The 12,757-nt window shown below is 70.6% G+C and carries 11 protein-coding genes; 2 read left to right on the top strand and 9 right to left on the bottom strand.

Translation table 11 applies throughout. The features are described from left to right. Positions 1–142: 142 nt before the first annotated feature. Entirely contained in the window at positions 143–1,120 is a 978-nt protein-coding gene (locus O2L01_RS00745) for a glycoside hydrolase family 11 protein (RefSeq protein ID WP_270119545.1), read from the top strand. Positions 1,121–1,329: 209 nt separating this feature from the next. Here the strand turns inward: O2L01_RS00745 and O2L01_RS00750 are convergent, their stop codons facing one another. The 3 genes from O2L01_RS00750 to O2L01_RS00760 form a co-directional block, all read right to left on the bottom strand. Then, positions 1,330–2,439 (bottom strand): epoxide hydrolase family protein, encoded by a 1,110-nt coding sequence (locus O2L01_RS00750; protein WP_270119547.1) that lies wholly within the window; start codon positions 2,437–2,439, stop codon positions 1,330–1,332. 135 nt (positions 2,440–2,574) lie between these two features. Continuing rightward, positions 2,575–3,012 carry a hypothetical protein gene (locus O2L01_RS00755; protein ID WP_270119549.1) on the bottom strand — a complete coding sequence of 146 codons (438 nt, stop codon included), beginning with the start codon at positions 3,010–3,012 and terminating at the stop codon, positions 2,575–2,577. 144 nt (positions 3,013–3,156) lie between these two features. After that, positions 3,157–3,969: a class I SAM-dependent methyltransferase gene (locus O2L01_RS00760; RefSeq protein WP_270119550.1), complete on the bottom strand. Its 813-nt coding sequence runs from the start codon at positions 3,967–3,969 to the stop codon at positions 3,157–3,159. Positions 3,970–4,275: 306 nt separating this feature from the next. On the opposite strand from O2L01_RS00760, the gene O2L01_RS00765 reads away from it, so the two are divergent. Continuing rightward, the gene (locus tag O2L01_RS00765; RefSeq protein WP_270119551.1) at positions 4,276–4,845 is read left to right on the top strand and encodes a hypothetical protein; all 570 of its coding nucleotides are present in this window, start codon (positions 4,276–4,278) and stop codon (positions 4,843–4,845) included. A 16-nt stretch (positions 4,846–4,861) separates the two neighbouring features. Here O2L01_RS00765 and O2L01_RS00770 read toward each other — a convergent pair whose 3' ends face one another. From O2L01_RS00770 to O2L01_RS00795, 6 genes are all read right to left on the bottom strand, one after another. Next, positions 4,862–6,199: a jacalin-like lectin gene (locus O2L01_RS00770; protein ID WP_270119553.1), complete on the bottom strand. Its 1,338-nt coding sequence runs from the start codon at positions 6,197–6,199 to the stop codon at positions 4,862–4,864. Positions 6,200–6,328: 129 nt separating this feature from the next. Then, complete coding sequence (locus O2L01_RS00775) at positions 6,329–6,682, bottom strand: DoxX family protein (protein WP_270119554.1); 354 nt, start codon at positions 6,680–6,682, stop codon at positions 6,329–6,331. A gap of 101 nt (positions 6,683–6,783) precedes the next feature. After that, a complete protein-coding gene (locus tag O2L01_RS00780) occupies positions 6,784–7,671 on the bottom strand; it encodes a sigma-70 family RNA polymerase sigma factor (RefSeq protein WP_270119555.1) in 888 nt (295 codons plus the stop codon). Between the two features lie 163 nt (positions 7,672–7,834). Beyond that, a complete protein-coding gene (locus O2L01_RS00785) occupies positions 7,835–9,523 on the bottom strand; it encodes a DUF2264 domain-containing protein (RefSeq protein ID WP_270119556.1) in 1,689 nt (562 codons plus the stop codon). Between the two features lie 184 nt (positions 9,524–9,707). Then, positions 9,708–10,394 carry a DedA family protein gene (locus O2L01_RS00790; protein WP_270119557.1) on the bottom strand — a complete coding sequence of 229 codons (687 nt, stop codon included), beginning with the start codon at positions 10,392–10,394 and terminating at the stop codon, positions 9,708–9,710. A gap of 69 nt (positions 10,395–10,463) precedes the next feature. Next, positions 10,464–12,707 carry an MMPL family transporter gene (locus tag O2L01_RS00795; protein WP_270119559.1) on the bottom strand — a complete coding sequence of 748 codons (2,244 nt, stop codon included), beginning with the start codon at positions 12,705–12,707 and terminating at the stop codon, positions 10,464–10,466. Positions 12,708–12,757: the final 50 nt, after the last annotated feature.

Raw genomic sequence — 12,757 nt, forward strand, 5'->3', positions numbered from 1 at the left:
AGATCGAAATATTCCGATACTTCTCCGAAACTTATTGACACGTTCCAGGGCGCGGTCCACGATGGTCCCTATCGAGAGATAGAAGCCTCTCGATCCGACCTGTCCTTCCCGCAGGCCGGACAAACCCTTCCGAGGAGTACGGATGTCCGAGCACAACCCGCCCCCCAGCCTCTTCAGCCGCCGCAACCTCCTGCTCGGCGGCACGAGCGCGCTCGCGATCGGCGCCACCGGCCTGTTCCTGCCCGGCACGGCCCAGGCCCAGCAGGTCGTCAACACCAACCAGACCGGCACGCACGACGGGTACTACTACTCGTTCTGGACCGACACCCAGGGCGCGGCCTCGATGACCCTCGGCGCGGGCGGGAACTACAGCAGTTCCTGGAACGGCGTCAACAACTGGGTCGGCGGCAAGGGCTGGGCCAACGGCGGCCGCCGCGCCGTCCAGTACTCCGGCAGCTTCAACTCCCCCGGCAACGGCTACCTCGCCCTCTACGGCTGGACCGCGAACCCCCTCGTCGAGTACTACATCGTCGAGAACTACGGCACCTACCGCCCCGGCGGGAACGACCGCCGCGGCACCGTCACGGACGACGGCGGCACGTACGACATCTACAAGACCACCCGCTACAACCAGCCGTCCGTGGAGGGCACCAAGACCTTCGACCAGTACTGGAGCGTCCGCCAGTCCAAGCGCACCGGCGGCACCATCAACACCGGCACCCACTTCGACGCGTGGGCGCGCGCGGGCCTGAACCTCGGGTCCTTCAACTACTACATGGTCCTGGCGACCGAGGGCTACCAGTCCAGCGGCAGCTCCAACATCACGATCGGCACCACCGGCGGCGGCGGCGGGGGCGGCGGCACCTGCACCGCGACGCTCTCGGCCGGCCAGCGCTGGAGCGACCGCTACAACCTCAACGTGACCGTCTCGGGGAAGAGCGACTGGCGCACCACGCTGAACATCCCCTCGCCCGCGAAGGTCATCGCGACCTGGAACTGCAACGCCTCCTACCCGACCGCGCAGCAGCTCGTCGCCACCCCGAACGGCAGCGGCAACACCTTCGGCCTCACCATCCAGGCCAACGGCAACTGGAACTGGCCGACCGTCGCCTGCGGCTAGCCCGATGACGAGGCCCCAGCACCCCTGCGGCCGGGGCCTCCCACCGGTTGTTCAGCCTTGGGCCGCAAGCCGTGCGCCCCCGCCGCGGGGGGGGGGGGGGGCGGGGGGGGGGGGGCCGGGCGGCGGGGGGGGGGGGGGGGGGGGCGGGGGGGGGGGCGGGGGGGGGGGGCCGCCCCCCCCCCCCCCCCCCCCGACTCGCCTAGCGCCCCTTAGTTTTTGAGTCGTGCGAGGAAGAACTCTCGCACGTCCTCGGCCAGCAGTTCGGGGACCTCCATCGCGGCGAAGTGGCCGCCGCGCTCGAACTCCGACCAGTGCCGGATGTCGTAGAGCCGCTCGGCGAGGGGCCGCACGGCCAGCGTGATGTCGTGCGCGAACACCGCCACCCCGAGCGGCACCCGGCACGGATCCCCGGGGGCGCCGCGCGGCGTGTCGCGGTGCAGGCGCGCCGAGGAGGCGGCGGTCGCGGTGAGCCAGTACAGGGAGATGTCGGTGAGCATCCGGTCATCGCTGACCGGCGTGGCCGGGTCCGTCCACTGCGCGAACCGCTCGGCGATCCACGCGAGCTGGCCCACGGGAGAGTCGGTGAGCGCGTACCCGATGGTCTGCGGGGTGAGGGCCTGCAGGGCCTGGTAGGGCGGGCGGTTGGCCACGAGGCTCCGGACGGTGTCGAGCCGGGCCTCGTCCGATGCGGACAATTCGACCCCGGCGTCGGGGTCGGGGCGGGTCGGCAGGTAGTTGACGTGCACGCCGATCACGTGCTCCGGCGCGCAGGCGCCGAGCGCGGTCGAGACGCCGGCGCCGAAGTCGCCGCCTTGCGCCCCATAGCGTTCGTACCCGAGGCGGCGCATGAGCTCGGCCCAGGCCCGGGCGACACGCGGGACGCCCCAGTCGCGCTCGTGGGTCGGCCCGGAGAACCCGTAGCCGGGGATCGAGGGGATCACGAGGTGGAAGTCGCGCGAGAGCGGCTCGATCACGTCGAGGAACTCCAGGAACGAACCGGGCCACCCGTGCGTGAGGACGAGCGCGACCGCCTCGGGGTTCGCGGACCTGACGTGGACGAAGTGGATGTTCTGGCCTTCGATCTCGGTGGTGAAGTGCGGCAGCTCGTTGAGCTTCGCCTCGTGCTCGCGCCAGTCGTAGCCGGTGCGCCAGTACTCGGCGAGCGCCTTGAGCCGCGCGAGCGGGAACCCGTAGTCGGTCCCGGCGTCGGCGACTTCGTTGGGCCAGCGCGTGCGCGCGAGCCGGTCGTTCAGGTCGTCGAGGTCGGCTTGCGGGACGTCGATGCGGAAGGGCGTGATGGCGGTGCCGTTGGTGCTCATGGGTTCTCTCCCGGGGTTCGCATGCGCCGCTCAATTGTTCGAGCGACTAACGTTCATGACACTAACGATAACATATTCGTTAGTCCCACGAACGATCTGAAGCGAGGCTCACACCGCCGAACCGAACGCACCCGCCTAGACGCGCTCGAAGACCAAGTCGAAATCCTTGCGCCAGTGCAGACCCGCATCCTCCGACGCCTCCCAGCGCCCCCGGATCACGTCGTCCCCGACCTCACCGATGAACCGCTGATGGAAATCGGGATCCTCCCGCAGCAAGGTCCACTCCCCCGCCCCGAACGTCATCGCGAACTCCCGGCACACCCCGCGATCGTCCTCATAGAGCGCCACGAACCGATCGTTCGCGTCACTGCGCCCGAACACGTACGCCCCCCGCGAATGCGCATGCCCCTCATCGAAACTCAACCGCATCATCAGCAGCGACTCCCCGACCCACTCGACGACCGCCTCCCCCGGCACCGTCGTCCCCGCCGGCTCCAGGAACCACGCATCGGCAATCGTCAACCGCCACGTCCCCACGAGCCCACTGAGCTTCGCCATCTCGGCATTGCGCATCACTGCCTCCAAGAGCCGTCAAACCGCCAGGCCACCTGCGATCGTATCGACTTCAAACCCCGATGTCGCGCCCTCGAAGCGCCCAGAACGCCCGAACCTCCGACGCCGTATCGTCCCCGAGCCCCACCACGGGCGTCGCCGACGCTAACCCTTGGCGTCCCGGCATTCGAGGATGCCCGAATGGGTGGTGATGCGCAGGAGGTCGTGCTCGACGAAATGCTCGTCGAGCTGCCGCTCGATCGCGACCATCAACCGCTCGAAGTCCTCCGGGGGCAGGGCCGTGAAGTCCTGTTCAGACCGGAACGCAGCCACCAGCGGCCCCGGCTCAGGCAGCGCGATCACACCCGGCAGATCGTGCAGCACCACCGACGCGAACCGCTCGGCCAGCATCGACTCGGCCGCCTCCAGCGAGAACCGCTCGATCACCACTGAGAGAGCCTGCCGCACCTCGGTCCCCAGCGCGGACGTCGAGGCGTCTCGCCAGATCGGCAGGTACTCCTGCTTGTCATCGGCACCGAGTGTCGACACGAACAGGACCCCGCCCGGCGCCAGCACCCGCCGCAACTCATCGAGCGCCGCCGGAATGTCCGGCACGTGGTAGAGCATGTGCATCGCGAGCACCACATCCGCCGAACCGTCCTCGAACGGCAGATCGGCCACGTCAGCGACCACCGTCGGCTCCGGAACGCTCTCGAGGACACCCGAGGCCAGGTCGACCCCGATCACCTCGGCGTCAGGAAAGGCCTCACGAAGACGACTCGTATACCGGCCGTTGCCGCAGCCGACATCGAGGACCCGCTGCGGCCGCCCGGAGACCGCGCCGATGACCACACCGGGGAGATCGTGGTCGGGGGTCTTGTACTGGAAGAGCCGCTGCCGGGCCGCGAGGCCGTCGTCGCTCCGGTAGTTGTCGACCTTCTGGAACCGCTCATCGGTGGTCTGTCTTGAAGCGCCCATCGCATGGTCCTTCCGCGTTCTCGTCGATTCCCGCCAACCTCACGGGCCCACTGCCTTCGCGTACGGCTACTCCACGCGCCACCCTCACCACCCGGTTGCGCCAGGCACCGATCCTATTCGCCCCCTTCGATACTCGATTGCAGGCGAGCAGCGACTCTGCTGAGACGGCCCCAACCCCAAAGGGAGCGCGCCGGGCGTGTACCGCGCGAGTGGCGTCGTGGCAATAGGATCGGCGTCGGTCTTCCCCACCCACCTTGTGCCCGCGAGGGACGGTCGCGCGTCCCGCTTTTGGAGGTTCGGAGCCCTGTGTCGACGTTCGTGAAGGGCCTCGCCTGGACCGTCGCGTTCCTCTCCGGAGTGGCGACCATCTTCGCGCTGTTCGGCGGCCAGCAGTGGCTCGAGCAGCAGGGCTGGACCCTCGCCCCGAGCACCGCCCCGGATACCAGCGTCACCGAGCAGGCCACCGACCCGACCCCGGACGCCACCACCGAAACCACTGAAGCCGAGGAGACCGAAGCGGCCGAACCGGAACCCGTCGACACCGGGACCCAGGAGGCCGACGGAGTCGCGTCAGCATGGGCGAGCGTCAGCGCCTGGTCCGAGCGGACGTTCGACAACCTGCTGTGGGGGATCGTCGCGTTCGGCGTCTCGATGCTCCTTGCCGGGGCGGCGGGCGCGCTCATCGCCGCCGCCCAGTACTGGATCTACATTGTCCTGGCGTTCTTCCAATGGGCGCTCGCGGTGATCCTCCTGGGCGTGGTCGTCGCCATGGGCTTCCTGCTCCACGGCGCCGACCCCGGCTACCTCGGCTGGTTCATCGCGCTCACCGTCATCAGCGCCCCGCTCGGCTACTTCGTCCACGACGAGTACGGCTGAGCGGGGCCCTGACGCGTCAGCGGCGGGTATAGACGACGCCGATCTTGTCGACCGCAGCGGCGGCGCGGCCGTGGAAGCCCGCGATCTGCCAGCCCGACGGGGCGGTGAACGTCGCGCAGTCGCCCGTCGCGGTCCCGCCTTCGAGCGTGCGGCCGGTGCTGGTGGTGAAGCGGGCGTAGAAGATCCGCGTGTGGCCGTCGTGCTGGGCCTGGCAGACGCGCAGGGCCGTCGGGTACTCCCCCGCCGCCAGCGTGAGCTCGCGCAGGGAGCCGCCGCTGCCGCCGTGGTCGAGGACGGTGCCGTCCGCGAGGGTGACGCCGATCCGGTCGATCCGCTCGCCGGAGCGCAGGCGCAGCACACGGGCCGCGTCGCCGGCGTCGAGGTCGTCCACATCGGTGAAGAAGTCGCCGTGCGGGCCGCCGAACTGGTCGCTCAACGTGAAGTCCCCGCCCGTCGACCAGGAGAAGTCGACCGCGATCGGGTAGTGGTCGGAGAGGTTCTTGCCGCTGCCGTCCCGGAAGGCGGCGTGGTCGTTGCGGTACTGGCCGGCGTCGAGCTTCACGTGGTCGCCGGAGCGGTACAGGACCTTGTCGACGACCTCGCAGGTCGCGTCGACCGTCGCGTCCTCGCACACGAGCGCCTCGTCGCCCTCGTCCGGGGCATCGCCGCCGCGCACGAGCTCCACCCACGCGTCCGTGAGGCCGTTGCCCGCCGCGAACGCGGCGATGCCGTCACCGGTGCGCGTGTAGCGGGTGTTGGTGTCGCCGTACACGATCACCGCGTTCCCGGCCGAGCGCTCGGCCATGAACGCCGATACCTGCGCGAGGTTCTTCGCCCGCGCCGCGATGTCGGCCGCGTCGCTCCCGGCGTCGGTGTGGAGGTTGTACAGGTCGACCCACACGCCCTCGGCGAGGCGGGCGCGCATGAACGTGAACCCCTTGGGGGTCAGGCAGTCGCCCGAGCCCGAGGCGCAGTCGTCCCACTTGACGCGCTCGAAGTCCTCGAACGGCATGTCCGACAAGGTGTTGAGGCCGTCGCCGAAGGGCACGCCGCCGCTGGTGGCCGTCCGGTGCGGGTGGTCGTCCGCCGCGTACAGCGCCGCGTGGTAGTTGAAGTCCTCCTGGACGTGCACGATGTCGTACGAGCCGAGGCGGGAGCCGATGATCGGCGTGTTCGTCTCGGGGTCGCCGTCGCCGAGCCCGAGCGGCAGGCCCGCGACGTTGTAGGAGAGGACGGAGAGGTCGCCGCTCTGCGCGGCCTCCTGGGCCTCGGCCGGGTCGGGCGAGGCCGTGAAGGCGAGGGCGGCGAGCGAGGTCAGCGCGGTGAGCGCCGCCAGGCGGGGCGGGAGGTGCATGTGGCTCCAGAGGTCTCGCGGCCGAGAGTGGGCTCGGCTTCGGTTATGGCGCAATCAGATTGCCCGAATAATGCGAAATGTTCAAGACTGCCGGGAGAACCGCGCCCCGCCGGGCGGTGAACGCCTCGCTCACATGGCGAGACCGAGGGCCAGGAGCGCGATCGACGAGGCGAGGAACGTGAAGGTCCCGACCGTCTCCTTCGGCCAGAAGTTCGCCAGGACGTGCGTGTGGACCGCGCACGTCCAGAACAGCACGAGTCCCGCCGCGGCGGCCGTGCCGACCGGCGGGTACGCCAGGCCGGCGAGCAGCCCGAGCCCGCCGAGGACCTTGAGGACCCCGATCGGGAAGACCAGCATCGAATGCGACACGTGCGCGCCGTCCATCAACGGCAGGATCACCTTCAGCCGGACCATCGCGCCGATCCCCGAACCGAGGTTGAGGACGCCGAACGTGATCGCGAGGACGAGATACAGGGTGGACATGGGAGGACTCCTTTGTTGTGGTGGGTGTGGTGGCTTGCGAAGGCAGGGCACGGCCGACCCATGCCGCGACGGCGGCATCGGCGCGTTCCCTTGCGCGGGAATCAGTGCAGCGTGGTGAGCTTCTCTGGGTTCGTGACCGCGTAGACCGCGGCGACCCGGTCGAGAGCCGGGGTGAGGTCGAGCATGAGGACGCCGACGACGCGGCCCTCGCGGAGCATCAGCGCCGCCGGCGAGCCGTTCACGGGACGGAACTCGATCTCGAGCCCTTCCGAGCGGCGGAACCTGCGGCTCACCAGCAGCTCGGCGATCCGCTCGGGGTCGCGCAGCGGCCGCGGCCCGGCCGCGGGCGCCAGGCCCCCGCCGTCGCAGGTGAGCACCACGTCAGGCGCCATGAGGCCCAGCAGCGCATCGAGGTCGCCGCCCGACACCGCCGCCATGAACCGCTCGGTGACCTGCCGGTGCACCGCCGGATCCACCGCGAACCGCGGCCGCCGCGCGTGCACATGGGACCGGGCGCGGTGCGCGAGCTGCCGCACCGACGCCGGCGAGCGGCCCAGCAGCTCGGCGATCTCCGTGTGCGCGTAGCCGAAGACGTCAGCGAGCACGAACACCGCCCGCTCGGCCGGCGTCAGCGACTCCAGGACCACCATGAGCGCCAACGACACCGACTCGGCCCGCAGCGCGGGCTCGGCCGCGTCCGGCGCGGTCTCCCGCATCACCGGCTCGGGCAGCCAAGGCCCGATGTACGTCTCGCGGCGGCGCTTCACCGCCTCCTGCCGCGCGATCGCGGCGTTGATCGCCACCCGCACCAGATAGGCGCGGGCATGCTCGATCGGCGCGCCGTGCGAACGGCGCTCCCAGGCGAGCCAGACGTCCTGGAGCACGTCCTCGGTGTCGGCGACGGTGCCCAGCATCCCGTAGACGATGCCGAACAGCAGCTCGCGGTGCTCGGCGAACACCACGGCGGGCGGAGCGGGTACTGCGTTCACGGCGGCCCTCCTCGTTTCTCGGTCGCACTCCAAGAGCCGAACAGGGCCGCCGAATGTGACACCCGGATCGCGATCGTGACCGGGCTCGCAGTCGTTCTCTTGATGAGAGCGCGGCGAAGCCGCGCACGTTTCAGTCTTTTTGTCTGTTTTTCTAAGAGAGGTTCTAAACCTCGGAGCCGATATATATCAGAGATTTCAGGACATGCTTGCCCGGTTCGAGGACGCCTCTGAGCACCGGGAGTGCCGTTGCGGGCCAGTACAAGTGCGTGCCCGGCATCGGCTCGATCACCGCCGCCTCCCGGTCCCCCGTGCTGTCGATCAGCTCCGAGCGCAGACCCTGGCTCGAGACCACCGCCCGCGCGCCGTCCACCTCCGAGACGTGGCCGTCCTTCGGGACGCACCAGCCGCCCTCCCCCGTGTGCAGCACCCGCCCCGTCTCGATCACGTGCACCCGGGCGTGCCACCCGTCCACGGCCGCCTCGAGCGAGGTCGTGATCGTCACGTCCTCCCACGGCTGCCAGTTCACGGTGAGCACGCCGCTCTCGTCGATCGCGCCCTCGTCGGAGTCCTCGCGGCCGCGCCAGTGCCGCCCGTCCTCGGAGAGCAGCAGCGCCCCGTCGGGCACCGCCGACTCCAGGCCCGGACCGCCCGTCGCGTGCGAGAACCCCGCCAGCGTCGAGTACGCGAGCTTCCCGTACGCCGCCTCGCCCGTGCGCGCCCACGGCACCCACGCCTGGCCGTTCAGCCGCGTCACGTTGCCGGCGCGGTCCCGGACGTGCACCGCCCGCGCGGCCTTGTGCGGCTCCACGCCCGGGCCCGGCACGGCCGCCTCCACCGTCCAGAAGGGGTGGTCGGCCGGCGCCAGCAGGCCCGCGAAGACCTTCGTCGCCCACCACGGGGAACCGGCGGTCAGGTACTGCTCGGCGACGGCGTTGTTCGGGTACGCGTACCCCACCGTCAACCGCCCCTCGGGGTCGAGGATCGGCTTGTCCCACCACCATTCGAGGTGGCGGCGGCTGAACCCGGCCGCCTCCGCCCACGGCACCGCCTCCACGTCCGCGGCCGCCAGCGCGCCCCACAGGCACCCTTGCGCGAACCGGTACCCGAGGCTGCGCCCGTACGGGACGGCCGCGCCGTCGGCGGCGAACCAGGAGCGGAACTTGCGGGCGAACGCGGAGGCGTTCGGCACGTACCGGTCGTCGCCGGTGAGCTTGTAGTGCAGGAGCGCGTACGTGTGGAAGGCGAACGGGTTGTAGTAGTCGACGCGCCCGCCCGGGCCGTCCTCGAAGACGCCGGTGCCGAGGGCGAAGTCCCCCATGCGCTCGAGATGCGCCGTCGCGACGGCCGGGTCGTGCGCGATGCCGATGCGGGTGAGGCCGTGCCCGGCGAACACCGGGAAGTAGTGCCAGTTCATGTCGGCCGGGGTGGCGAGGTAGGCCTCGCCGAGCCAGGCCGCGACGACGTCCTTCGCCTTGGGCGCCAGGGGGTCCCAGAGCTTCTCGGGGGCGAGGGAGAGGGCCCAGCCGACGGAGGCGGATTCGACGAGCCGCTGGCCGCCACCGGCGCCCACGTACCAGGGGTCGGCGGGATCGAGGGCGCGGGTGAGGGCCGCGGCGTAGGCGGCCCAGAGGTCGTCGGGGACGGCGTCCTTGGCGGCGGCCAGGCCCCACAGGGGCCGGGTCAGCAGCTCGAACCAGTCCTCCGCGTGGGAGTGGTTGGACATGGTGACCGGCATGGCCTCGGGGCCTTGGAACGCCAGTTCGGCGGCGGGCCTCCCGATCGCGAGCGCGGCCGAGGCCCACCCGGTGTAGCTGTGGTCAAGCGGTCCGAAGATGCGCTGCGGTGAAGTCACGCTGGCAGACGCTATCAACGCGGCCCGGTCGGGGCAAGGGGTCCCGGCGAACCCATGCCGGATGCGGGGGCTTTCGCGGGGCTGCGGACGGCGTCAGGGCCCGCCCGGGCGCCGGTCGAAGCCGGTGTGGGCTTCGCCGGGCCTCGGACGGGCCCTGGTGCCGTGTGACATGTGATATGCCACTTCAGGCGGCGCGGGCCGCCGTTCCGCTCGCGTCGTCCGGGGTGTCGTCCGTGGACGAGAGCGCGGGCAGGGCCGCGACGGCCGTGAGGCCGGTGTCGGCGACCGGGAGGTCCGGGTGGGTGCGCTGCCAGCGGCGGGCGAGCCAGCCGAGGAAGAGGCCCACGGCTGCCATGGTGACGACCGAGCCGACGAGCGACTGGAGCCCCGGTCCGGCGATCCACGCGATCACCAGGCCGAGGCTGACCGAGTACACGGCCCACAGCACCCCGCCGAGGGCGGCCATGCGCGCGTACGGCGGCTTGGCGGTGCCGGCCGCCGCCCACGCCAGCGCGGTGCGCCCGGCGGGGAGGAACCGCGCCACCATCGTCGTCCGATAGGGATGGTCGCTGATGGTGCGCTGCAGGAGGGTTTCGAGTTTCGCCACGGTCCCGGTGACGAGTCCGCGCACCGCGCGCGGGCTGCGGCGCGCCAGTCCCGTCCGCAGGGTGCGGAACAGGCGGTAGCCGAGGAATTCGCCGAGCCAGGAGGCGACGGCGGCGCCCACGAGCAGCACGCCGATGAGGAGCGGGTTGCCGAAGACGAGCCCGGCGGCGGCGGTCACGAGCGTCGCGCTCGGAAGCATCGGGACGAAGAAGTCCGCGACCACCATGCCGATGAGGATGAGCATCGCCCAGAAGAAGACCATCATGAGTCCCCCGTTCGCCGAGTGCCGGAGGGGACCGGGCCGGGGGCTGGCCCGGTCCCCTTCAGGCATCGGCTACTTGGACGCTCCGACGAGCTCGCGCTCGTCCTCGTGCGGGGCGTCCTGGGCGAGGTGCTCCTGGAGCTTGTCGCCTTCGACGTCCACGTTCGGCAGGATGCGGTCGAGCCACCTGGGGATCCACCACGAGCCGCGGCCCACGAGGGCCATGATCGCGGGGATGATCGCCATGCGGACGACGAACGCGTCGAAGATGACGGCCGCGGCCAGGCCGAAGCCCATCGCCGCGATCATCGCCTCGCCGCTGAAGATGAACGCCGCGAAGACGCTGATCATGATGAGCGCGGCGGCGACCACGACCCGCGAGGAGTGGCCGTAGCCCTCCACGATGGCCTGCTTCGGGTCGGCGCCGTGGACATAGGCCTCGCGCACACGGGTGACCAGGAAGATCTGGTAGTCCATGGCGAGGCCGAAGACGAGGCCGATCATGAGGATCGGCATCATCGACATGATCGGGCCGGGCTGGTCGACGTTGAACAGCTCCGCCATCCAGCCCCACTGGAAGACCGCGACGAGCGCGCCGAGCGCGGCGAACACGCTGAGCATGAACCCGAGCGTGGCCATGACCGGCACGAGCAGCGAGCGGAACACCAGCAGCAGGATGAGCGCGGCGAGCCCGACGACGATGAGCATGTACGGCAGCAGCGCGTCGTTGAGGTTGTCGGAGATGTCGATGTTGAGCGCGGTGGCGCCGGTGACCGACCAGTTCGCGTCCGTGTCGTCGGCGAGGGCGCCGCGGATCTCGTGCACGAGCTCGTTGGTGGCGTGGTCGGACGGTCCGGTCTCCGGGATGAGGGTGACCATGACGGTGTCCAGGTCGGCGTTCGGGAACGCCTGGCCGACGACGGCGATGCCGTCGATGCCGTTGAGCTCGTCGGTGATGTTCTGCGCGGCCGTCATGGCGTCGACGCCGTCTTCGAGGTCGCCCACGATGATGAGCTGGCCGTTGAAGCCTTCGCCGAAGCCCTCGCTGATGAGGTCGTACGCCTGTCGCTGGGTGGTCTCCTCACCGGAGGAGCCGGCGTCGGGCAGGCCCAGTTCGAGGTCGAGCGCCGGGTAGGCGAGCGTGCCGAGGCCGACGATGCCGACCAGGGCGACCAGGATCGGGTGGCGGGTGACGAACCCGGCCCACCGCTTGCCACCGTTGGGCTTCGAGTCGTGCAGGCCCTCGGCGATGCGGCGGCGCTGCCGCTTGGTGAAGATCCGCTTCCCGGTGAACCCGGCGAACGCCGGAAGCAGGGTGACTGCGATGAACACGGCGATGACGACGGTGACGGCGGCGGCCACGGCCATCTCGGTCAGGAACGGGATGTTCACGACCGACAGGCCCAGGAGCGCGATCACGACGGTCAGGCCGGCGAAGAACACGGCGGAGCCGGCGGTGCCGACGGCGCGGCCCATGGCCTCGGCGCGGGCGCGCTTGTCCTCCACGCGGCTGTCCTTGGCGAGTTCGCTGCGGAAGCGCGACAGGATGAACAGCGCGTAGTCGATGCCAACGGCCAGGCCGATCATGGAGGCCAGCGTGCCGGTGGACTCGCTGACGTTCATGAAGGAGGTCGCGGCGAGGATGCCCGCGGTGGTGAGCATGACGCCGAGGACGGCGGTGATGATCGGCAGGCCCGCCGCGAGGAGGGCGCCGAAGGTGACGACGAGGACCACGAGCGCGACGCCGATGCCGATGAGCTCGGTGGAGCCGGTCTCGGGCATCGCCTGGAGGACGTCGCCGCCGACCTCGACGCGCACGCCGGCGTCCTCGGTGTCGGCCACGGCGTCTTCGAGGTAGTCGATGGTGCCCTCGTCGAGCTCCATCGAGGGCTCGGCGTAGGTGACCTGCATGACGGCGATGGTCTGGCCGTCAGCGGAGATCATGCCGACCGGGTTGCCCGCCTCGTCGGTCGCGAACGGGCTGGTGACCGTCGCGATCTGCGGAGAGTCGAGCATGGTCTGCTCGAGGCTGTCGATCGCGGCCTTGTTGGCGTCCGCGGTGAGCGGTTCGCCGTTCTCGGCCTCGAGCACGATCTGGGCGCTGCCGCCGTCGGCGCTGGCCTCGGGGAAGCGTTCTTCGAGGAGGTCGAAGGCCTCCTGGGATTCGGTGCCGGGGAGGACGAACTCGGGGTTCGTCTCCTGCTGCATGGTCGCCGCCGCGGCGCCGACGCCGCCGACGATGAGGATCCAGATCGCGAGGACGAGCCATCGCAGTCGATAGGACCCTCTGCCGAGACGGTAGAGGAAGGTGGCCACGCTGGGTGCTCCTTACAGGGTTCGCCGTCCGGCCCCGCCGCACGCGCTGC

The organism is Glycomyces lechevalierae, assembly GCF_027622945.1.
Taxonomy (GTDB): domain Bacteria; phylum Actinomycetota; class Actinomycetes; order Mycobacteriales; family Micromonosporaceae; genus Glycomyces; species Glycomyces rutgersensis.

What these genes read in the sequence shown, in the direction of transcription:
- O2L01_RS00790 (WP_270119557.1), bottom strand. Translation starts at nt 10,394, where the DNA reads ATGATGGTCTTCTTCTGGGCGATGCTCATCCTCATCGGCATGGTGGTC.
- O2L01_RS00745 (WP_270119545.1), top strand. Translation starts at nt 143, where the DNA reads ATGTCCGAGCACAACCCGCCCCCCAGCCTCTTCAGCCGCCGCAACCTC.
- O2L01_RS00750 (WP_270119547.1), bottom strand. Translation starts at nt 2,439, where the DNA reads ATGAGCACCAACGGCACCGCCATCACGCCCTTCCGCATCGACGTCCCG.
- O2L01_RS00755 (WP_270119549.1), bottom strand. Translation starts at nt 3,012, where the DNA reads ATGCGCAATGCCGAGATGGCGAAGCTCAGTGGGCTCGTGGGGACGTGG.
- O2L01_RS00760 (WP_270119550.1), bottom strand. Translation starts at nt 3,969, where the DNA reads ATGGGCGCTTCAAGACAGACCACCGATGAGCGGTTCCAGAAGGTCGAC.
- O2L01_RS00770 (WP_270119553.1), bottom strand. Translation starts at nt 6,199, where the DNA reads ATGCACCTCCCGCCCCGCCTGGCGGCGCTCACCGCGCTGACCTCGCTC.
- O2L01_RS00775 (WP_270119554.1), bottom strand. Translation starts at nt 6,682, where the DNA reads ATGTCCACCCTGTATCTCGTCCTCGCGATCACGTTCGGCGTCCTCAAC.